The organism is Bradyrhizobium sp. CSS354, from assembly GCF_029051725.1.
In the GTDB taxonomy this organism is placed as follows: Bacteria; Pseudomonadota; Alphaproteobacteria; order Rhizobiales; family Xanthobacteraceae; genus Bradyrhizobium.
Genome location: NZ_JAACFU010000023.1, coordinates 53,297 through 75,197, shown reverse-complemented (window position 1 = coordinate 75,197; position 21,901 = coordinate 53,297). Strand labels below are relative to the sequence as shown.

The 21,901-nt window shown below is 64.5% G+C and carries 19 protein-coding genes; 15 read left to right on the top strand and 4 right to left on the bottom strand.

Annotated features, from left to right (window positions below; all coding sequences use genetic code 11):
* Positions 1-30 precede the first annotated feature (30 nt).
* Both asd and GWG67_RS34135 read left to right on the top strand, forming a co-directional pair.
* A complete protein-coding gene (asd, locus tag GWG67_RS34140; RefSeq protein ID WP_275173934.1) occupies positions 31-894 on the top strand; it encodes an archaetidylserine decarboxylase in 864 nt (287 codons plus the stop codon).
* 66 nt (positions 895-960) lie between these two features.
* Positions 961-1,524, top strand: a complete 564-nt coding sequence (locus GWG67_RS34135) for an NUDIX hydrolase (protein WP_275173932.1) — start codon at positions 961-963, stop codon at positions 1,522-1,524.
* Positions 1,525-1,708: 184 nt separating this feature from the next.
* Here the strand turns inward: GWG67_RS34135 and GWG67_RS34130 are convergent, their stop codons facing one another.
* Together GWG67_RS34130 and GWG67_RS34125 are read right to left on the bottom strand one after the other, a co-directional pair.
* The gene (locus tag GWG67_RS34130; RefSeq protein ID WP_275173930.1) at positions 1,709-3,172 is read right to left on the bottom strand and encodes a FecR domain-containing protein; all 1,464 of its coding nucleotides are present in this window, start codon (positions 3,170-3,172) and stop codon (positions 1,709-1,711) included.
* Positions 3,173-3,436: 264 nt separating this feature from the next.
* Entirely contained in the window at positions 3,437-4,201 is a 765-nt protein-coding gene (locus GWG67_RS34125) for a DUF2147 domain-containing protein (protein WP_275173928.1), read from the bottom strand.
* Between the two features lie 193 nt (positions 4,202-4,394).
* On the opposite strand from GWG67_RS34125, the gene GWG67_RS38990 reads away from it, so the two are divergent.
* The 9 genes from GWG67_RS38990 (at position 4,395) to GWG67_RS34080 (ending at position 13,866) form a co-directional block, all read left to right on the top strand.
* On the top strand, positions 4,395-5,243 hold the full coding sequence (locus GWG67_RS38990) for a DUF2147 domain-containing protein (RefSeq protein ID WP_342761074.1): 849 nt from the start codon (positions 4,395-4,397) through the stop codon (positions 5,241-5,243).
* Positions 5,244-5,549: 306 nt separating this feature from the next.
* Positions 5,550-6,740, top strand: coding sequence for an extensin family protein (locus GWG67_RS34115; protein ID WP_275173924.1), 1,191 nt, complete (start codon positions 5,550-5,552; stop codon positions 6,738-6,740).
* A 320-nt stretch (positions 6,741-7,060) separates the two neighbouring features.
* Positions 7,061-8,359, top strand: coding sequence for a M20 family metallopeptidase (locus GWG67_RS34110; RefSeq protein ID WP_275173922.1), 1,299 nt, complete (start codon positions 7,061-7,063; stop codon positions 8,357-8,359).
* Positions 8,356-9,195 carry an ABC transporter permease gene (locus tag GWG67_RS34105; RefSeq protein ID WP_275173920.1) on the top strand — a complete coding sequence of 280 codons (840 nt, stop codon included), beginning with the start codon at positions 8,356-8,358 and terminating at the stop codon, positions 9,193-9,195. The genes GWG67_RS34110 and GWG67_RS34105 overlap by 4 nt, the downstream gene beginning before the upstream one ends.
* Before the next feature lie 29 nt (positions 9,196-9,224).
* Positions 9,225-10,235 (top strand): ABC transporter substrate-binding protein, encoded by a 1,011-nt coding sequence (locus GWG67_RS34100; RefSeq protein WP_275173919.1) that lies wholly within the window; start codon positions 9,225-9,227, stop codon positions 10,233-10,235.
* A 62-nt stretch (positions 10,236-10,297) separates the two neighbouring features.
* A complete protein-coding gene (locus GWG67_RS34095) occupies positions 10,298-11,677 on the top strand; it encodes an amidase family protein (RefSeq protein ID WP_275173917.1) in 1,380 nt (459 codons plus the stop codon).
* 47 nt (positions 11,678-11,724) lie between these two features.
* Positions 11,725-12,453, top strand: a complete 729-nt coding sequence (locus tag GWG67_RS34090; protein WP_275173915.1) for a Crp/Fnr family transcriptional regulator — start codon at positions 11,725-11,727, stop codon at positions 12,451-12,453.
* Between the two features lie 210 nt (positions 12,454-12,663).
* Positions 12,664-12,852: a hypothetical protein gene (locus GWG67_RS34085; RefSeq protein ID WP_275173914.1), complete on the top strand. Its 189-nt coding sequence runs from the start codon at positions 12,664-12,666 to the stop codon at positions 12,850-12,852.
* 228 nt (positions 12,853-13,080) lie between these two features.
* Positions 13,081-13,866 carry a potassium channel family protein gene (locus tag GWG67_RS34080; RefSeq protein ID WP_275173912.1) on the top strand — a complete coding sequence of 262 codons (786 nt, stop codon included), beginning with the start codon at positions 13,081-13,083 and terminating at the stop codon, positions 13,864-13,866.
* A 134-nt stretch (positions 13,867-14,000) separates the two neighbouring features.
* Here GWG67_RS34080 and GWG67_RS34075 read toward each other — a convergent pair whose 3' ends face one another.
* Together GWG67_RS34075 and GWG67_RS34070 are read right to left on the bottom strand one after the other, a co-directional pair.
* Positions 14,001-14,342, bottom strand: coding sequence for a DUF6665 family protein (locus GWG67_RS34075; protein WP_275173910.1), 342 nt, complete (start codon positions 14,340-14,342; stop codon positions 14,001-14,003).
* A gap of 44 nt (positions 14,343-14,386) precedes the next feature.
* Complete coding sequence (locus tag GWG67_RS34070; RefSeq protein WP_275173908.1) at positions 14,387-15,022, bottom strand: TetR/AcrR family transcriptional regulator; 636 nt, start codon at positions 15,020-15,022, stop codon at positions 14,387-14,389.
* A 195-nt stretch (positions 15,023-15,217) separates the two neighbouring features.
* Between GWG67_RS34070 and GWG67_RS34065 the strand changes: the two genes are divergently transcribed.
* The 4 genes from GWG67_RS34065 (at position 15,218) to GWG67_RS34050 (ending at position 21,897) form a co-directional block, all read left to right on the top strand.
* Positions 15,218-16,537, top strand: coding sequence for an HlyD family secretion protein (locus tag GWG67_RS34065; protein ID WP_275173906.1), 1,320 nt, complete (start codon positions 15,218-15,220; stop codon positions 16,535-16,537).
* A 25-nt stretch (positions 16,538-16,562) separates the two neighbouring features.
* A complete protein-coding gene (locus GWG67_RS34060; RefSeq protein WP_275173904.1) occupies positions 16,563-18,149 on the top strand; it encodes a DHA2 family efflux MFS transporter permease subunit in 1,587 nt (528 codons plus the stop codon).
* A 484-nt stretch (positions 18,150-18,633) separates the two neighbouring features.
* Positions 18,634-20,433, top strand: coding sequence for an ABC transporter ATP-binding protein (locus tag GWG67_RS34055; RefSeq protein WP_275173902.1), 1,800 nt, complete (start codon positions 18,634-18,636; stop codon positions 20,431-20,433).
* A 57-nt stretch (positions 20,434-20,490) separates the two neighbouring features.
* On the top strand, positions 20,491-21,897 hold the full coding sequence (locus GWG67_RS34050; protein WP_275173900.1) for an MATE family efflux transporter: 1,407 nt from the start codon (positions 20,491-20,493) through the stop codon (positions 21,895-21,897).
* Positions 21,898-21,901 lie beyond the last annotated feature (4 nt).

Sequence of the window (21,901 nt, the reverse complement as noted above, 5' to 3'; positions counted from 1 at the left end):
CAAGCGCTAATACTGCGAGCTGACAGATTCATGACAGTCAAAGCCCTCATCGCCTCTTTCACCCAGCAGGAAGACCTCAACTTCCTGTTGACCAACCGCATCCCCCGCGCGGCCCTGACCCGTTTCATGGGCTGGTTCTCCAAGATCGAGAACCCGCTGGTGCGGGACGGCTCCATCGCGCTGTGGAAGCTGTTCTCCGACCTCGATCTGTCGGAGGCGCGCAAGACCCATTTCAGGAGTCTGCACGACTGCTTCACCCGGGAGCTCAAGCCCGGCTTGCGGCCTTTTGATCCCGACCCCTCCATTGTCGCCAGTCCGTCCGACGGCATCGTCGGCGCCCATGGCCGGATCGCCGACACCGAGCTGTTCCAGGTCAAGGGCGCGCCGTACTCGCTACTCGATCTGCTCGGAGACTCCGTGCTGGTCGACCAGCACCGCAACGGCTCTTTCGTCACGCTGCGGCTGACCTCGAGCATGTACCACCGCTTCCACGCGCCCTTTGACGCTCATATCGAGCGCGTCACGCTGATCCATGGCGATGTCTGGAACGTCAACCCGATCGCGCTGAAGCGGGTCGAGCGTCTGTTTTGCAAGAACGAGCGCGCGGTGATCCGCACGCGTTTGCCGACGGGCGAGGCCGTGACGCTGGTACCGGTCGCCGCGATCCTGGTTGCAAGCATCCGGTTGCACTTCCTCGACATGGTGCTGAACGCGCAGACCAGGGGGCCGGTCAATTTCCCCTGCGACGTCAACGTGACCAAGGGCGAGGAGCTCGGCTGGTTCGAGCACGGCTCGACCATCATCATCCTCGCGCCCGGCGATTTCACCTTCTGCGACGGAATCGCCGAGGGCATGCGCATCCGGGCGGGTCAAGCGCTGCTGAGAAAAAACTAGCCTTCAATCTGCCGGGTCGAGCGCCTATATCTTTCGTGGGGACGTTCTACGACTGCGGATTGGGTGATGGCGCGGGCGCCGGTCATGGCGGCGGGTGGTATTGTGCTGCGGCGAGGTGCGCCGCCGCTGATTGCCGTCGTGCGCCAGCGCAAGCGCAACGAATGGGTCTTGCCCAAGGGCAAGCTCGATGACGGCGAAACGCCGAAGCAAGCCGCGCATCGCGAAGTGCTGGAAGAGACCGGCCACGACGTTGCCATCCACGAGTTTCTGGGCACGCTCGTCTACCAGTCGGGCGGACGTTCCAAGGTGGTACATTTCTGGCGGATGGAGGCCGGGGACGGTCCGGTCCGCAAGCTGATGAACGACATCAAGGCGGTCGACTGGCTGACGCTGGAAGACGCGCTCGCGCGCCTATCGCGCGAGTACGAGCGCGTTTTCCTGACGCAGATCGGCCCGATCGCGCTTGCGGCGGCGGGGCTTGCATCCTCGCCTGCGTCCGAGCCGACGCTGGCAACCGACGATGTCGATGCGGCTTTGCAGACACTGACACCGGCTGAAGCGGCGTCGGTCGGCGAGTTGCGGCACGGTCTTTTGCAAAAGATGAAGGCGTGGCTACGCGGCGAGGCGTGAGCTGTTGTCGCGCCCTGCTTACGAGTGCAGAAGCATCCGCGGGTTGACGGCGGAGATAGCATCACTCCCTCCAGATCGTCATTGCGAGCGCAGCGAAGCAATCCAGAATCTTTCCGCGGAGGGACTCTGGATTGCTTCGCTGCGCTCGCAATGACGGGGAGAGAGAGCAGCAAGCTGACGCACGTCACCGCCGCTCCTTCTCCTTTGGGGCCGGCACTGGCCTTCGCGGCGCTGCGGGGCGTTGTGCGGCGGGCGGGCGCTGCTGGAAGCTGCCCGGTCGCTGCATGCCCGGCTGTTGAACCGCGGGCGGCTGGCCCGGCTGCAATCCGGTGCGCGGCAGTCGCGGCTGCAGGCCGGGCTGCTGTTGCGCTCCGCCCGGCTGCTGCGGCGCGACTCCGCCGGGCTGCGTCGGAATCTGCCCACCGCGTTGCGGCCGGGTCTGCGGCGTGCCGTCAGGCTGCGTGCCTTGACCGGCGCGCGGTAGGCCTGCCGGACGCCCCGCGCGTTGCTTCTGGCCTTGTTGCTGCTGACCTCGACCCGCGCGCGGCGTACCCGGTTGCACCGCGCCGCCTTGGCCCGGCCGCTGCGGCGGCTGGGCGCCTTGCTGGTTGCCTTGGCGACCTGGCGCGCCCGGCTGCTGTTGGCCTGGACGGTTGTTCTGACCGGGCTGGCCGTTCGGCCGCTGCGGCGGTTGGCCGGGCGCCGTGTTCGGCCGCAATTGTTGCTGTTGCGGCGGTTGGAACGGCCGCGGAATGCGCGGGCTCGCGGTCGGATTGGCGCGGCGGAAGTCGCGCTGCTCGGTGACGATCTGCCGGCCGGTGGTCTGCGCCAGATGCACCTGGCTGACGAAGCCGCGGTCGCGTGCGATCTGCTGTGGCGCAATCGTGATCGGCACCGCGGCAAAGCGCATGACGCCTGCAGCGGCTGCGCCCGGCCGGATTGCAAAACCGCTCGCGCCCTGCGTCAGCGCGCCGAGCCGCGTCCCACTCGTGCGGTCGTCGACGTCGATGTGTCCGACCCGGCCGTCGGCGTCGGGATAGAGCTTGATGTTGACGTTGTTGGCTTTGTTCGCGGCGGCGCCGTTCGGCACGTCGACGACGCCCGTGGTGCCGCGGATGCCGAGCGTCGCCGTCGGCGTCGTGATCTTCATGTCGCCGGTCTTTGCCACCGCCGCCGCAACGAAGGCGACCGTGCCCTTACCGATGTCGAAGATTCCTGCGTTGTGCTTGCCGCCGTCCTCATAGACGTAAGTGTCGATGGTGATCTTCGTGCTGGCGGAGAGGTTGAACGTGGTCGCGTCGTCGAAGGTGATGCCGAGCGAGGAGTTCGACGAAGTCTGCACGACGTCGTTGAGATAGATGTCGTCGCGCACCCGCAGCGGATAGGAATTTTTGTCTCGGATCACGGTCGCGATGCCCGTCACCGTCGCGACGTTGCCGATCGGCTCGACGGCGGCCGGCTGCGCCTCGGTCGCGGGAGCGGGTGAAGCCGATGGCGTCGGAGAGGGGGCGGGCGACGGCTGCGCTTGTGGCTGCGCCTGCGCAAGGTGGATTGCATCGGATGCAGATGCTGCGTTTGAGCCGGCCGGCGGCAAGGCCAGCAAGGCGAGCGCGAACAAGAAGCGGCGCCAGGCCACGAGAAAATTCAAGAGGAGGTCCCGGTGAGAAACGCGAGGCGAGATCGACCGATATCATCCTGATGCAGGTGAACGGCGGATGAATGTCTATCGCACGGGGGCAGCGAACGTTCAAACGGTACGCGATACTAGCTTGTGGCCAAGCCTCTCCACCGTCATGGCCGGGCTTGTCCCGGCCATCCACGCCTTGAAGCGCAGGACTAAGAACGTGGATGCCCGGGACAGGCCCCGGGCATGACGAAGAATGTGCATGTGTTGGAGACGTCACCTTTGGCGTCAGCTCACGCGCTTCCAGGTCTGGCCGCCGCAGAACATGCCGCCGAAGGCGCAGCCCTGCACGCGCATTGCATTCGGGCCCTTCATCGCAATCGTCGAGTCGTAATTGCGGCCGGAGTCGGGATCGTGGATGCGGCCGCTCCACTTCGCGCCGTCGGGCTTCATGTTGATCAGGATGCGCTCGTTGGTCTTTGCGGCGTAGCCGCAGAGATTGACGCCGCACTGTTCGACACGGACATTGCCCTTGTTCTCTTCGGTGGCCCAAACGCCGATCGGCGTGTTGGCAACCGCGACAGGCGCGGCGACGGGAGCCGGAGCGGGGGTCGGCGCAACTGCGACGGGTGCGGGCGCGGAAACGGGAGCGGGCGCCGCGACGGGCGCAGCCTGCGTTGTGGTGTCGTAGCTGGCGGCCGGAGCCGCGGCAACCGTCGTGGCCGGAGCCGCGATAGCGGGCGCTGCCGGCGCGGTCGCCTGCACCGGCGCCTGCTGCACGGGAGCCGGCGCGGGCTGCGTGGTCGTGGCCGGCGTGGTGTCGACGTCATCGTCCTTCGAGCCCAAGCCCTTGAGGTTGATGTTGTTCAGCTTGATCGGCTTGTCCGACAAGCCCGGCGCTACGATGGTCACGCAATTGAGCGAGGCGCAGTTGCGCGGCGTCTCGATGCGGATGTGCTGGCCTTCGATCTGGAACGAGAGCGAATTGCCGGCATGCGCGGCGGCGGTGGACGCGAGGAAGAGGGCAGTGGCGGCGATGGTGAGCTTGTTCATGACAACCTCCGAAGAATGTGTGGGTCCCGATGGGACTGAAGTCGCGGGTGGATGAAGCGTGGTTCGACCCTATGCCGGGCTGATCGGACGTTCTGTGATAGACGTCACAACGGCTCGCCGCCGCTGCGTGACGCAGCGCACATTCATCTGATTCCATCTGCGTAACCTCGTCGCGACACAGAGGGAGGCGCCGATGACGCGGCTTGTGACTTCGCTTGGCACATTGATCGCGCTGATGGCGATTGCGCCCGCAGCCGAGGCCGGGTCCTACGCGTTCTCAATCGGCGGTCATCGATTCCAGGTCGAGTCGTCCAGTCGTTGCCGATCGGCTTCGTGTGTTTCGGTTTCCTCCCATCGCAGCTTTCGGCCGGACGTCGATACGGCACCGGCGCCGGAGCCGGTGCGTCCGCCGCCGCAGCCGCTCTATCCCGTGGCTCCGGTCAGGCCGCCGCAAGCCATCGTGGTCGCGCCCGCGCCAGCGCCGGGGGCTCCTGTCCTTGCCTCAACGACGTCGCAGCCAATTGTTCTGCCGCCGGCGCCAAGCTCCAATCCGCCACGGGTCGAGCTACCGCGAATGGATCCGCCGAAGACCGTCGCGCTCGATCCGCCGCGCATGGAGGCGCCCGTCGTCGCGTCAAGGCCGGAGCTCGAGCAGGCCGTGACCAGCCCTGAGCGCAGCGACGACGAACAGGCCTATTTGCCGATCGGCGAATGGGAGAGCGCAGGCGCCAAGGGCACGGTCCGCATCGAACGCTGCGGTCCTGCACTGTGCGGCTTCGCACTGACCGAAGCGTCGACCAGGGGCGAGAGCGTGCTCGTCAACATGAAGCCGAAAACGCACGACGTCTGGATCGGTAACATCTACAGCCGCTCCAGCGGCAGCACCTATTATGCGAGGATGACGCTGAAGAGCTCCGGCAAGCTTCACGTCGAAGCCTGCGCACTGGGCCATTTCTGGTGTTCCGGCAACGACTGGACGCGAGCCGAAGAGCGGCCGGAGAAGCTGATCACGACGTCGCGGCAGTGGAGCGCGCGGTCGTAAGGGATGCGTTCGATAGCTTCGACTGAAGCCGCTAGACCATGCCGAGCACGATGGCGCCGACAAAGGCCATGGCGAGGTACGCGGTGATAACGCTCAGTTTCCCGGTGAACGTCATGAGGTCGCTCCCGCTGTCGCGCCGCCTTGCGCGAGAGCGTCATGGTTAACAGAAAGTCTCTTTTCGAAAAAGTCAGCCTTGCTGTCGCTCGCCCCCGGCAGGGCATTAGGCGCGCGCGGGCTGACATGGTTAAAGAACACTGAAATCAACACGTTGAAGAGTCTTTAAGTAAATTCACCGAACGTGCGTGCATGACGCGCGGAGTTCGTTTGTATCTCGTCGGCTCCATCGTCCTTGTTTCGTTAGCGGGTTGCGGACGCGGCTTCTTCCAGGCCGAACGTGAACCGTGGCGGGCCGAGGCCGAAGCCGCATGCCTGAAATCAGGCGCGGTGAAAGAGGGGCCGGATCTCGTTCGCATCGACCCGATCTCCGGGCCGGGCATGTGCGGCGCCGAGTTTCCGCTCAAGGTCGCCGCCCTCGGCGAAGCCTCGAGCAGTTACGGCTTTGCCGATGAGGAATTGCGTCCGCCCGGGAGCGTGGGCAGCCAGCCGCGCTGGCCGGTGACGCAGCCGCGATCGAATTACTCGCAAAGCCAGAACTATCCGCAACGCTCAAACTATCCCGAGAGCGCGGTGCGCCAGCCGTCCGGCTATGGCGCGCCGTCAGGCCCGGTGTCGTTGAACGCACCTGGCGTGGCGCAGCAGGAAGACGAGATCGATCTGCCGCCCGAGGGCACCGATGCCGCGGGCGCATCGCGCTACATGAATGCGCCGAGCTATCCGGCGCGGCCGGCGCCGTACTCGCAGGCGCCCGCGCAGCAACCGCCGCCGCGTCTTGGTCCGGCACAGGGCAACCCCGTCACTGCCGTCGGTCCTGTTGCGATCAAGCCGGTTGCGACGCTGGCCTGTCCCATCGTGTCCGAGCTCGACCGTTGGCTCGCCGACACCGTGCAGCCATCGGCGATGCGCTGGTTCGGCACCCGCGTCGCGGAGATCAAGCAGATCTCCGCCTATTCCTGCCGCGGCATGAACGGCAATTCGCACGCCCATATTTCCGAGCACGCCTTCGGCAACGCGCTCGACATCGCCGCCTTCGTGCTCGCCGACGGCCGCCGCGTCACCGTGAAGGATGGCTGGCGCGGCATGCCGGAAGAGCAGGGGTTCTTGCGCGACGTGCAGTCGGGCGCGTGCGTGCATTTCACCACGGTGCTGGCGCCGGGCTCGAACGTCTATCATTACGATCACATCCACGTCGATCTGATGCGCCGCGCCAGTCGCCGCCTGATCTGCCAGCCCGCCGCCGTCTCCGGCGAAGAGGTCGCCGGGCGCGCGCAATCGCGCAGCCCTTACGCCAGCAGACGCGATCCCACCATCACCGGCTCGCTGGGTACGCGCAAGAGCACGCTTCGCAAGCACGAAGAGGACGAGTACGCCGACGATTGAGGCTTGCGCGTGAGCCGTAGCCTGGATGGAGCGAAGCGCAATCCGGGGACGGCGTTCCCGCACTCCGCTTCGCTCCATGCGGGCTACGACCCCACGCCGGGCGGCCTCGCGCTGAGCCTTGCCTGTTCAGCCGACGTCGCGTCTTCGGCAGAGCGCATCTCGAGCGCAAAAATTTGCGCGCGCGCAAATCCCGCCTAAGCCATTGAAGTCAGAAAGACAATTGTGCCGCGGCGGGCCTTTTCGGCGGTTGGCACGGTCGCTGCAATGAGGAGGCTGCCACGAAGCGGCGCTGCCGGCGCCGTGAGCCAGCGGATCCCGTCATGCAGATGCCTGTCACCCCTCCTTATTCGGATCTCGAACAGCGCGTGCTGTCGCGCATCACGGAGGAGCGCTGGCTTGAACTCGCGTCCGAGCTGATCCGCACCGGGCAGCCGCGTTCCGGCAATCCGCTGGATCCCGACTTGCCGCCTGCCGAGGAAGAGGCGATCTCGATGCTGGTCGCGGGCAAGCTCGAAGCGCTGGGCATGGAGGTCACCAAGCACAGCGCGCAACCGCACCGGCCGAACGTGCTCGGCGTGCTCAGGGGACGGGACGGCGCCCCCTCGCTCATTCTCAACGATCACCTCGACACTTATCCGGCCGTCGAGCCCGAGAAATGGCACATGACGGATTTCGATCCGTTCAATGCGACGCGCCACGGCGATCTGCTTTATGCGCGCGGCACGTCCGACACGCGCGGCAACCTCGCTGCATCGTTGCTCGCAGTGCAGGCCCTGACCGAGGCGGGTGTGAAGTTCGATGGCACCTTGATGTGCTGCTACACCGTCGATGAGGAGCGGAACGGCACCGAAGGCTCTATCTACATGCTGAACAAGGTCGGCCTGACCGCCGACTACGAGATCACCGCCGAGCCGACCGCCTGGGGTGACGTCAACAAGGACTGGGGCATGAACCTGTCGGTGGCCAATTCCGGCCACTGCCTGATCGAGCTCACCGTTCACGGGATCAAGTCGCACATCTGGCGGCCGGACATCAGCGTCAACGCCATCATGGAAGCGGCAAAGCTGTTGCCCAAACTGAAGGACATGGCGTTCACGCATGTCCCCAGCAAGTTCATGGGACATACGCCGCCCTGCTGCGCCGTGGTGCGCATTCGTTCCGGCCTGCCTGGCGAGATGCAGTTCTCGCCGGATGCCTGCACCATCACGCTCGCCGTGGTCGGCATCGTGCCCGGCATGACGCTGTCGAGCGTGATTGCGGACATCGAGCGTCTCGGACGGGATACGTTTGCGGGCGTGAACGACGTCAAGGTCGAGGTGCGCCAGGTACCGGGCTCGCTGTTCGTCAACGCGACCGAGCCGGTGCCGGTCGAGGAGGAGCCCTGCCGCTCCTTGCGCGCCGTTTACCGGCGTCTGATGGGCCGCGAGCCCGGGGTCAACCGCAAGAATGCCTTCAACGACACGATCCGCTTCCGCGAAGCCGGCATCAATGCGGTGACGTTCGGTCCCGGAGAAGACGGCTGGGCCGTCGACAACGAGAACATCTCGATCACCAAGTCGGTGATGGCGACGCGGATCTACGCGCTGACCATCATGCAGATCCTGGGAGTGCGGACATGAGCATCGAGGCGACCCACATGACGATTCCAATCTCGCCGGATCGCACCCGACGCGGCAGCCTGCGGCTGCGGCTTCCGAAGGTCTCGCGATCGGTGCTGCTCTCGACGTTGACCGTTGCCGTGCTGCTGGCCGGCTGGGCCATCGTCACGGAGCGGGGCTGGGCCAACGAGCTGTTCCTGCCGAAGCCGCAGGCGGTTTGGGCCGCGTTCGTCAAGACGATGACGAAGGGATATCAGGGCGCGACCCTGCTTCAGCATCTGGGCGCAAGTCTCTATCGTATCCTCACGGCTTTCACGCTGGCCTGCCTGATCGGCATCCCGCTCGGCGTCCTCATGGGCGTGTCGCGCAACGCACGCGCGTTGCTCAATCCTTTGATCGAGTTCTACCGGCCATTGCCGCCGCTCGGCCTTTATACGCTGCTGGTGATGTGGCTCGGCATCGGTGAGAGCTCGAAGCTGTCGCTGCTGTTTCTTGCCGGCTTGCCGGGCATCGTCATCTCGACGATCCAGGCCGTCACCAGCGTGGATCCCGTTTACGTGCGCGCCGCACAGTCGCTCGGCGCGACCCGGCGCCATCTGCTCTTTCACGTCTACCTGCCGGCGGCGGGACCACTGATTCTCGCTGGCATGCGCATCTCGCTCGGATTCACCTACACCGTTCTCGTCGCCGCCGAAATCGTCGCGGCCTCCGCCGGTATCGGCTGGATGATCTGGGACGCCGCAAAATTCCTGCTGTCCGACGTCGTGATCATGGGGCTGATCGTGCTCGGTCTCACCGGCGTCGTGCTCGACCTCATGATGCGCGGCATCGCGAAACTGTTGATGCCGTGGGCCTGAATCCAATTCTGATCGTAGGGGAGACCTCCATGATGAAGAGACTGATTGCGACGCTCGCAGTTGCCACGTTGGCACTCACGGGCGCAGGACGCGCCGAGGACAAGCCGGCGAAGGTGACCGTCGGCTATCTGAACCTCGTGAATGCGCAGCTGGTCACCAAGCATCTTGGCCTGCTCGCCAAGGAGATGCCCGGCGTCGACATCAAATACGTCAAGATCGGCGGGGGCGGCGACATGCTGCGCGCGATCGCCGGCAACGACGTCGACTTTGGCGGCCTCGGCAATCCGCCGACCGCGATCGGCGCGACGCGCGCCCTGCCGATCAAGGGCATCCTGGTGATCAACATGCTCGACTACGTCGAGTCGATGGTGGTTCGCACCGACAAGAACATCACCTCGCTCAAGGACCTCAAGGGCAAGACGGTGGCCGCGCCGTTCGGCTCCACGACACACTACCTCCTGCTCCAGGCGCTTAAGGACGAGGGTGTCGATCCCGCCTCGATGAAGATTCTGGACCTCGCGCCGTCGGACATCGCGGCGGCCTGGCTTCGCGGCGACATCGACGCGGCCTGGTTCTGGGAGCCGAATCTCGGCAAGACCGTCAAGAACGGCGGCAGGATTCTCGTCACCTCGGGCGAGATGGCCAAGCGCGGCTACCCGACCTGGGACATCGGCGTCGTCATGAACGCGTTCGCGGAGAAGTATCCGTCCTATGTCGACAAGTTCATCAAGGCCGAATGCGAAGGCATCGATTTCTGGCTAAAGAACCCGGAGAAGACCGCGGAGATCATCGCGGAAGAGCTTTCGCTGCCCATCGAGGACGCGCAGCGAATGATGAAGGGCACCGGGATGATCCCCTGCAGCAAGCAGCTCACGGAGGAGTATCTCGGCACGTCCGCGAAAAAGGGCAAGTTCGTCGACACGCTGATCTCGACCGCCGACTTCCTGGTGAAGCAGGAGCGCCTGCCGAAGCTGCTGCCGCGCGCCGACTTCGAAGCCTTCATCCAGCCCGCCTATCTGGAAAAGGTGATCGGCCGCTAGGGTCGGTGCCGGCGGGCTTGCCTCGCCGGTACATTGCCAATTCCTGCAAGCACGTGACCGACATGAATCTCGCACCTCGCCACCTCCGCGCCGCCTATCGCAGCGGTGAGCTCAAGCCGTCCGATGTCGCCGCTTATGTGCTTTCGCGCCTTGACGACGCCGACCAGAGCGGCGTCTGGATCTCGACGGCAAATCCCGAAAGCGTCATGGCAAAGGCCCGTGCGCTCGATGCCCGCATTGGCGAGATCGGCAAGCTGCCGCTCTACGGCCTCGTGTTCTCGGTCAAGGATTGTATCGATGTGGCCGGCGAGCAGACCACCTCGGCCTGCCCGGAATTCGCCTACACCGCGAAAGACACGAGCCCGGTTGTCGCCGACGCCATGGCTGCGGGGGCGATCTATCTCGGCAAGACCAATATGGATCAGTTCGCGACCGGCCTCGTCGGCGTGCGCTCGCCCTATGGCATCGCCCGCAACCCGCACAATCCGGACTACATCCCCGGCGGCTCCAGCTCGGGTGCCGCGGTATCGGTCGCGACAGGCACTTCGTCCTTTGCTTTTGGCACCGATACCGGCGGATCGGGCAGGGTGCCGGCGTCCTATTGTGGCGTGACCGGCTTCAAGCCGGCGCCCGGCGCCTTCAGTCAGCGCGGCATGGTCTACGCGTGCCGTAGTTTCGATACCATCTCGCTCTACACGCGCGATCCCCGCGATGGCCACGACGTCTATCGCCTGTTGGCGCGGCGCGATGCCGAGGACTGTTTTTCGCCGGAAGCTTTCGCCGGATGGACGGAGCAGGCATCTCCACCGCGCCCCCTCAACATCGCAACGCCGCGTCCGGATCAGCTCAGGTTCTTCGGCAATGCGGAGACGGAGGCGCTGTTCGGCGATGGACTTCGCAAGCTGCGGCAGCTTGATCTGTCGGTCGCGCCAGTCGATTTCTCGCCCTTCATTTCGGTCAACGATTTGATGTTTTTCGGACCGTTCCTCGCCGAGCGGGACGTCTCGGTCGGCGCGTTCCTCGACGCCAACCCGGACGCGGGCGTGAAGATCGTGCGCGACCTCGTCATCGGCAGCCGGAAGTTCACGGCGGCCGACGCTTATCGTGCGCTCTACAAGGTCAAGGAGGTCCAGCGATCGCTGCGCGACTTCTGGCAAGATCACGATGCGCTGGTCGTGCCGACGGTCGGCACCGTGCTGAGCATCGACGACGTCGCGCGCGATCCGCTGACGGCCAACTTCAACAACGGCTATTACACCAATTACGCCAACCCGCTGAGCCTCGCCGCGATCGCCGTTCCGAACGCCGTCACCGCAGCCGGCGTGCCCTATGGCGTCACGTTCCTGGCCCCGGCCGGCCGGGAGCGCCTGCTCACCGATCTGGCTTGCGCTTTCATGGAGGCTTCGGCCGAGCCAGAACATCTGCGCCGCGTTGCAATCTGAGCGGAGACCTCCTAGCCTTCGAGCCGTCACTCGAAGGGAGACCGATCGTGGGGCGCAGCGATGCGCATGAGGTGGCCGATCCAGCTGAGCCGCGCGCCGAACTGCCACGGCCCGGGACCGGACGTTATGTGCTGAAGGCGTTGGACAAGCCCGATCTGGAGCTGGTGATGCGAACCGGCAGGCTCGCGGCCTACCAGAACCGCGAATATCTGCTGCGGGAGGGCGAGCCCGCAAACGGCGTCCACATCATCCTGAACGGGATCGTCGAAAGCACCCATGCCGGCACGCAGGGGCGCGAATTGATGCTGTCGACCTGGGAGGCAGGCGACTTCGTCGGCGCGCCCTATATCCTCGGCGATCATCGCCACAGCTGGTCGGCCCGCGCGCTCGGGCGGGTCGAAGCACTGCATCTCGACCAGGATGCGGTCCGCCGGTTGATCGCGCAGTCGCCCTCGTTCGCAATCGCGCTGATCGAGTGCCTCGGCTTCAAGGGTGAGACCTATTCGATGCTGGCGCAGACGCTGGCGGGACAGAAGGCGGCGGAACGGTTGGTGCTGCTGCTGGTCAAGCTATGCGAGAACGCGGCCCAGGACGAGAGCGGCCCGATCTCGCTCGGCCGCATCACGCAGGCCAATCTCGCGCGCATGATCGGCGCGACGCGCCAGTCGATCAGCCTGATCCTCAGCCGCCTCCAGGACGAGGGCATCATCTGGACCGGCCCGACCAAGATGGTCGTCAACGATCTCGCTGCGTTACGGAAGCAGGTGACCGACTAGGTCGTGTCCATCAAGGTCAGCTTACCGACGCAAAACGGAAGTCTCCCGCCTTGAGCATGATGGGCGGCTTGTGACCGGAGCGAAGGTGCTGTTTGTCTGAATCAGCTTCGGGCCAGTAAACGCACTAGCTTCCACCGAACTGGAACAATCTCCAAGCGATCCGGTTGAATTCCTGGAGAAGCCTGTCGTTTATCAGGGAAGGTGTTTCACATGGATGACGAACGAAAATCATCAAAAGCTGGGGAACGGGCCGCTGAAGGCTTGCGCGAAGCGACTGCTAAGGAAGAAGCGAAAAACGAGAGCAAGACGGGACACGATTTAGCGAAGGGCGCTGATCGCTTCGAAGAACGCTCTAAAAGCTCCGATGGAAGAAGCGCAGAAGAGAAACAAAAAGGGTGAATGTATACGGCAGACCCGGCGCGGCATTTCAGTGGAGGAAAGCAGGCGAGCCGGGACCCGATAGCATCGAGGTTGTGCCGATGACAGTCCGTCCCGGTAACAGCCACCTGACGCTGGTGCTTCGGACTGTCACGGAAGCGTCAACTAGCTCGAACTTGTCGCACTGACTTAGATCTCGTAGCGCGAAGGGGCGTCCCAGCTGCAATCATCTGTGCAAAGTGCGAGCATATGGCAGCTGTGAACCACACCTCCCTGAGAAGCCGCGTCCGTCGCCTCTACGAAGGTACAACGCCTAGCGCCGTTGGTTTCCGCTATGCGTTGCTCGCGTTTGATGTTGTGACCATACTGTTCATCATCGGAACGTCGTTCCTGCACCCCAGTGAGATCATCGAAACGTTCGACCTGCTATTCGGCGCAATGATATTAGCCGATTTTTCAGCACGGCTACTCGCCGACCGGCACCCGCTTCGAAAGTTTGCCCGCCTCTCGACATGGGCTGACATAGTCGCCATCGTTTCATTCCTGGCGCCGCTCGCTGGCGAGGCGGGCGGCTTTCTGCGGATTTTGCGGACGTTGGGACTGCTTCGTGACTACCAGATGCTCGCTAGGTTGCGCATGGATTCGTCATTCTTCCGTCGCAACGAGGAGGTCATCTTTGCCGTCACTAACCTTGCGGTTTTCATATTCGTCATGACGGGGATAGTTTACGAGACTCAGAAGTTCCGCAACGATCAGATTCGGAATTATGCTGACGCGCTGTATTTCACTGTTACCGCGCTGACGACGACCGGCTTTGGCGATATTACCCTGCCAGGCACAATAGGTCGTTTGATAACCGTCGTGATCATGATTTTCGGAGTAACCCTGTTCTTCAATCTCGCGCGCGCATTGTTGAGTCCGAACAAGGTCAGATTTCCTTGTCCAACTTGCGGACTACAGCGGCATGAGAGCGATGCCGTGCATTGCAAAGCATGCGGCGCTGTTCTCAATATTCCCGATGAAGGTTTGGCGTAGCTGTTGCTACCTCGGCGATCGAGACGTATTGCCGTCATCAGGAGCGGTGCCCAAGCGGCCATTCGGCGTGGATGGCGTTTTTCGGTCGTGGGTGCCCGCTCGCGAGGAGCTCTAGCGCCGGGCGCCGTCGAAAATCACTTTCGGGTCGACTTCGACGGTGCCGGGACCAGCCCCATGCACAGCTGCACCTCGGACGGGACATTGTAGGTCCGCATGATGTGGCGGCTGTCGCGCAGGCCGGTCGCCTCACGCTGCACCACGAACATCCAGAGCGCGTGGCCGGCTTCCATCACCAGCTTGCGCCTGGCCGGCTGCATCGAGGCCGGCACCTCAGGGAGGGCATGGGCGGCGTCGAACTCGCGCAAGCGCGCCAGCGCCTGTTCGAGCGTGCGGCCCATCCGTCCGAGCGCGGAGGCCTGTTCCTGGACAATCTCGTAATGGAGGATATCGACGGGCGGGCGGAGATCACGGGACATGAGCCCCAATATAGGACCGACGGAACGGCCTGCAACGCGTGCCGTTACTTCGCCCGATACACCGCCAGGAACATTCGCGTCGCGCTGTCGACGACTTCGCTCATGCGCTCTTCCGACGGCGCGGGGGCGGCCTGGAAGACGAAGGGCAGGAACAGCGAGGCCTTGCACAGTTCCATGAATTGCGAGGCCGCCAGATCGCAATCGTCGATCGCGAGATCGCCGGAGGCGACATGGGCTTTGAGATAGTCGGAGAGGCGGTTGATGGTCTTGTCCAGCACCCGCGCATAATAGCGGCGGCCGACGTCGGGCATGCGCTCGGCGATAGCCATCACGGTCCGGATCGCGGACCCGCCGCCGGGCCGGCACAGCAGATGGATGTAAGCCTGGCCGAAATCCTTCAGCGTGGTCTCGGCATCGCGCGCGGGATCGAAATTGAACGCGACCTGCCCGTGCTGGAGCGCCTCCTGCTCGAGGATGGCTTCGAACAGCGCGCATTTGTCGGCGAAGTAGACGTAGAGCGTGCCCTTGGAGACCTGCGCCGCGCGGGCGATCTCGCCCATGCTGGCACCGTCAAACCCGAGATCCATGAACACCTTGCGGGCTCCGTCCAGGATCTGGCGGCGTTTGGAACTGTCCTCCTCTTGGATGACGTGCAGATGTTCGCGAGCGGCTACAACCATTGGTTCAGGGTCTCGGAAAGTTTTTCCATCGGTCCAGGGCCATGAAACCGAAATAAAGGATTCGGGCCAGTAGGCTCTGCCCCGGAATATTATCTATATTGACCGAACCGTTCGGTCAATGATATTTGGGATAGGCGAGAGGAAAGCGGCCGCACGGCGGCCGTCCCTCATCGCGCTTTTTTTGGGGAGGCCTTCATGGCCGTATTGAGAGACCAGGCTGCGCGGGTCCTTCGCAAGGACGCCGTGGAGACGCCGACGCCCGCGGGTGGCGACGCTGCCACCGAGACGTCTGTAGCTCTCGCCGAGCAGTTGCGCTCTCATGTGGTCGAGGAAGCCAAGCGCCTTCCCAGCGAGGCGCCGGAGAAGCCCGTGACCGACAAGCCGGCCGCAGCCCCAGACGCGCCCGCCGCCGCCGGCGCGCCGAAATCCGGCAAGCGCAAATTCGTGATGATGGGAGTAGGGCTGCTTCTGGCGCTCGCGGCCGCGAGCTATGCCGGCTATTACACGCTGGTTGGCCGCTTCTACGTCGCGACCGACGACGCCTATGTCCGCGCCAACAACACCATGCTGGGCGCGCGCGTTGCCGGCCACATCTCCTCGATCCTCGCCGGCGACAACACGACGGTGCGCGCCGGCGACATCGTCTTCCGCATCGACGACGGCGACTACAAGATCGCGGTCGACGCCGCCGCGACCAGGATCGCGACCCAACAGGCCACCATCGATCGCATCGGCCGCCAGGTCGCGGCGCTCGACAGCCAGGTCGCACAGGCCAAGGCGCAGCTCGTCTCCGCCGAAGCCGGCCTCAAGCGCGCCGACCTCGATTATGAACGCCAGCAGGCGCTGAGCAACAAGGGTTTTGCCTCGCGCGCCACCTTCGAGAGCTCCGAAGCCGGACGCGACCAGGGCGCTGCCGCGGTCAAGGCTGCGCAGGCCGCCTACGATGTCGCGCTCAGCAATGTTGACGTCGCCAAAGCGCAGCAGGCCGAAGCGCAGGCGCAGCTCGCCGAGCTCAAAACCACGCTCGCCAAGGCCGAGCGCGATCTCGCTTTCACCGCGGTGCGCGCGCCGGTCGACGGCACGTTCTCGAACCGCCTCGTCAGTGCCGGCGACTTCGTCGCGGTGGGCCAGCGGCTCGGCAACGTCGTACCGCTCGACAACGTCTATATCGACGCCAATTTCAAGGAGACCCAGCTCAAGCGCATCCGCCCCGGCCAGCCGGTGACGATCAAGGTCGACGCCTACGGCATGCGCAAATTCTCCGGCGTCGTCGACAGCATCGCGGCGGGCTCGGGCTCGGTATTCACGCTGCTGCCGCCCGACAACGCCACGGGCAACTTCACCAAGATCGTGCAGCGCGTGCCGGTCCGCATCCGCGTGCCGAAGTCGGTCGCGAAGCAAAACCTGCTCCGCGCCGGCATGTCGGTCTACGCGAGCGTCGATACCAACAAGGGCGCGGCCGACGCCGACAGCGAGGTCGATCTCGACGACGCCACCATGATCCATCCGCAGTAGCGCACCTGCGCCGCGAGGTCAGACCATGGCGAACGCCACGACCGCTTCACCTGCCATGATGGCGGACCCCGCTTCGGAGCGCATCGCGCCGAAGCGGCTGTTCGCTTTCATCATCATGGTGTTCGGGATGTTCATGTCGATCCTGGACATCCAGATCGTCTCGGCGTCCCTGAGTGAAATCCAGGCCGGCCTGTCGGCGAGCTCCAGCGAGGTCTCCTGGGTCCAGACCGCCTATCTGATCGCCGAAGTGATCGCGATTCCGCTGTCGGGATTTTTGTCGCGCGCGTTTGGCACGCGGCTGTTGTTCGCGATCTCGGCGGCCGGCTTTACCGCATCGAGCCTGCTCTGCGGCTTCGCCACCACCATCGAGGAGATGATCCTCTGGCGCGCGCTGCAGGGCTTTCTCGGCGCCGGCATGATCCCGACCGTGTTCGCTTCGGCCTACACCGTCTTCCCGCGCACCAAATTCCACATCGTCGGTCCCATCATCGGGCTCGTCGCGACGCTGGCCCCGACCATCGGGCCGACCGTCGGCGGCTACATCACCGACCTGATGTCCTGGAACTGGCTGTTCTTCATCAACATCGTGCCCGGCATCGGTATCACCATCGGCGTGCTGGCGCTGGTCGATTTCGACGAGCCGCATTTCGAATTGCTCGATCGTTTCGACTGGTGGGGACTGCTGTTCATGGCCGGCTTCCTGGGCACGCTGGAATACGTGCTGGAGGAAGGCCCGCAATATGAATGGATGCAGGACCCCTCGGTCGCGATCTGCGCCTGGATCTGCGGCATCTCGGCGATCGCCTTCTTCTGGCGCGTGTTCACGGCGGCCGAGCCGATCGTCAATTTACGCACCTTTTCCAACCGCAATTTCGCGATCGGCTGCGTCCTTCAGTTCTGCATCGGCATTGGCCTCTACGGCCTGACCTACATCTATCCGCGCTACCTCGCCGAAGTGCGCGGCTACAGCGCGCTGATGATCGGCGAGACCATGTTCGTCTCGGGCATCACCATGTTCCTGGTCGCGCCGGTGGTCGGCCGTCTGATGGCCAAGTACGACATGCGCTACATGATCGCGTTCGGGCTTGTCGTGTTCGCACTCGGCTCCTACCAGATGACCTGGATCACGCGCGACTACGATTTCTACGAGCTGTTGATTCCGCAGATCCTGCGCGGCATCGGCATGATGTTCGCGATGGTGCCGACCAACAACATCGCGCTCGGCACGCTCGCGCCCGACCGGGTGAAGAACGCCTCGGGCCTCTTCAACCTGATGCGCAATCTCGGCGGCGCCGTCGGTCTCGCCGTCATCAACACCGTGCTCAACGACCGCACCGATTTGCATATCACGCGCCTGCAGGAGCGCGTGACCTGGGGCAACGCGACCGCGACCGAAACCCTGACCATGTTCATGCAGAAGTTCCAGGGGCTCGGCGATTCCACCCTAATGGCGATGAAGCAGCTCAGCCAGCTCGTGCATCGCCAGGCCGTGGTGATGAGCTTCGGCGATGCTTTCTTCATCCTGACGCTGTTCTATCTCGGCCTCACCCTGCTCGTCACACTGTTGAAGAGGCCGGCCTCGCCGTTCGGCGCCAGCGGGGACGCGCACTAGGCCAGCCACTCATCCGGTGTCATCGCCCGCGAAGGCGGGCGATCCAGTATTCCAGAGGCCTTGGTTGGAAAGCGCGCTCCTGCCATAGAAGCCGCGGCGTACTGGATGCCCCGGTCAAGCCGGGGCATGACGGAGGAGCGCGCGGCGACGCGCACTAATTTGCAACACTCGTGCGTGATCTCGCGCGAGCCCCGTTGCAAATCACCAATGACACATCTATAAAGCGCACCTCATTCCATCGAACCGGGAGGATTTGCATGATTTCGTCGCATTCGCAGATCGCACGCCCGCGCTCGATGATGCTCTGGCTCGATATGTGCGCGGCCTCCTAGAGGCCTCTTCCGCCAGCTTCGATTGGGCTTTCAGTCCCGATCGCTCCGCTTCCCAGATCAAAGCCAACTTTAGGTGACGCCGTCTCGGCCCTCGCGGCCGGTCTGTGTCCATCAATGGAGCCGGCCCGCGTCATAAGCGGCCGGATGATGCCATGACCGCTCTGTCGAGAAGGCCCGCGGCGATACGCGTGGTGCTGCCCTTCGTGTTCCGGCACTGGCTGAAGCAGCCGGGGCGTACCCTGATCGTGGCAGGCGGCTTGTTGGGTGCGACCATCGCCGACCTGTTCATGCCGGTATTCTCCGGACATCTGGTCGACGCCCTGACGCGCGGCCCTTCCGATACCGCCGCGCGTCACGCGGCGCTGATGGCATTGGGCGGTATCGTGGCGCTGGGCGCGGCGTCCATGGTGCTGCGGCTGACCGGCCTCCAGGCCATCGTGCCGTTCTCGCTGAAGATCATGTCCGAGGTCGCGCAGGAAGCCTTCATGCGCGTGCAACGGTTCTCGACCGACTGGCACGCCAACTCCTTCGCGGGATCCACGGTGCGCAAGGTCACCCGCGGCATGTGGGCGCTCGACCTGTTGAACGACACCATCTTGATGGCGCTGGCGCCGTCGCTGCTGGTGCTGATCGGGTCGATGATCCTGCTCGGCCTGCACTGGGCCTCGCTTGGCGCGGTGATCGCGCTTGGCGCGCTGGTCTATGTCACGATGACAGTGCTGTTCGCGACGCGCTACATCGCGCCGGCCGCGCGAATCTCCAATGCCTGGGACACCAAGGTCGGCGGCACGCTGGCGGATGCGCTGACCTGCAACGCCGTGGTGAAGTCCTTCGGCGCGGAGGCGCGCGAGGATGCGCGGCTTGCCCGGGTCGTCAACCGCTGGCGCGTGCGCGTGCGGCGGACGTGGCTGCGCTATAACTACACCAATCTGGCGCAGCTCTCGGTGCTGCTGGCCTTGCGCGCCTCCGTGATCGGCGGTGCCGTGCTGCTGTGGATGTCGGGGCGGGCTTCGCCCGGCGACGTCACCTATGTGCTGACGAGCTATTACGTGATCCATGCCTATTTGCGCGACGTCGGAATGCACATCAACAACCTGCAGCGCTCGGTCAACGACATGGAGGAGCTGGTGGCGATTCATGACGAGCCGATCGGGATTGCGGATGCGACGGACGCGCGGCCGATCGCGATCGAGCGTGGCGAGCTCGTGTTCGATGACGTCACGTTCCATTATGGCGGCCATCACGCGCCGCTCTACGAGGGGCTATCGGTCATGATCCGCGCCGGCGAACGCGTCGGTCTCGTCGGCCGCTCCGGCTCCGGCAAGACCACTTTCGTCAAGCTGGTGCAGCGGCTCTACGACGTCACCGGCGGCCGCGTTCTGATCGATGGGCAAGACATCGCCAAGGCCACGCAGCATTCGCTGCGCAGCCAAATCGCGATCGTGCAGCAGGACCCGATCCTGTTCCACCGCTCGCTCGCCGAAAACATCGCCTATGGCCGGCCCGGCGCCAGCCTGGAGGCGATCGAGCAGGCGGCACGGCTGGCCAACGCGCACGACTTCATCGTGCGCCTGCCCAAGGGCTACGGCACGCTTGTCGGCGAGCGCGGCGTCAAGCTCTCCGGCGGCGAGCGGCAGCGCGTGGCGCTGGCGCGCGCCTTCCTGGCGGACGCGCCGGTGCTGATCCTGGACGAAGCGACCTCGAGCCTCGATTCGGAATCCGAGGCGCTGATCCAGCAGGCGATGGAGCGGCTGATGAGAGGCCGAACCTCGATCGTGATCGCGCACCGGTTGTCGACGGTACGGAGCCTCGATCGCATCCTGGTGTTCGACCACGGCGAGATCGTCGAGCAAGGCACGCATTCCAAGCTCGCGGCCAAGCCCGGCGGCATCTATCGCGGCCTGTTCGAGCGCCAGGTGGTGGAACTCGGACAGATCGCAGCAGCGGAATGAGTGGCGCGCGGCGGCGGGACGAAAGTCCCGCCGTCGCGCCGCCGGAGGATGGATGACATGAAGGACCTGACACGCGGCTCCATCGTGAGCCACATCCTGAGCATGGCGCCACCGATCGTGGTCGGCATGATCACGATCATGATCTGCCAGCTGGTCGACCTGTATTTTGTGTCGGGACTGGGCGATGCGGCAATCGCGGGCGTCGCCGCGGCCGGCAATGCCGGCTTTCTCGTCAACGCGCTGATGCAGGTGCTCGGCGTCGGCACGGTGGCGCTGATGGCGCACGCCGTGGGGCGCAAGGATCGCGGCGACGCCAACCTCGTCTTCAACCAGTCGGTCGTCCTCTCGGTGCTGTTCGGGCTCCTGACCCTCGGCGCAGGCTTCGCATTGTCGCGTCCATATATGCGCGCGGTCGCGGCCGATGAGGCCACGGTCGAAGCCGGCGCGATTTATCTGCTCTGGTTCATGCCAGCTTTGGCGCTGCAGTTTGCGTCGCAGGTCATGGCGTCTGCGTTGCGGGCGACAGGCATCGTGCGGCCAAGCATGCTGGTTCAAGCGCTTGCAGTGGCCATCAATATCGCGCTGGCGCCGGTCCTGATCTCGGGTTGGGGCACCGGGCACGCGCTCGGTGTTGCCGGAGCGGGCCTCGCAAGCTCGATTGCCGTCTTCATCGGTGTGCTCATGCTGCTGGTGTATTTCCTGAAATTGGAACGCTATGTCGCCTTTGATCCCGCGCAATGGCGGCCGCAGCTTCGGCAGTGGAAGAGGATCCTCAATGTCGGCCTGCCCGCAGGCGGCGAGTTCGTGATGGTCTTCATCATCATGGCCGTGGGCTATTACGTGCTCAGCGTTTTCGGCTCGGCGGCACAGGCCGGATTTGGCATCGGGACGCGTCTGCTCGGCCTGATGCAGATGCCGGCGCTCGCCATCGCCCTTGCTGCAGGGCCGATCGCCGGCCAGAACTTCGGCGCCGGCAACGGAGCGCGCGTGAGAGAGACCTTTGTCAAGGCGGCGCTCATCGCGACCGCCGTGATGATCGTTTTCTTGATCCCGGCGCAACTCGCGCCTGGTCTGTTGCTGACCGGCTTCTCGAAGGATCAGGAGACGATGGCGGTTGCGTCGCTCTTTCTGCGCATCGTCTCGCTCAACATGGTGGCGCAGGGGCTGATCTTCACCTGCTCAAGCCTGTTTCAGGGGCTTGGCAACACCAAGCCGGTGTTGTGGACCTCGGCAACGCGGGTCCTCACCTATTCCCTGCCGTCCATCTGGCTCTCGACGTGGCCGGGCTTCCGGATGGAGCATGTCTGGTACCTGTCGATCGCGACGACCACGCTGCAGGCCGCCTTGAGCGTGTGGCTGCTACGGCGTGAATTCAGCAAGCGCTTGGTGGCGCTCCGGCACGAGGACTCCCCCGAGCCGGCCGTGCCCGAGCCCGTGGCGTCTCCTGCACGCGCGCCCGCGTAGCAAG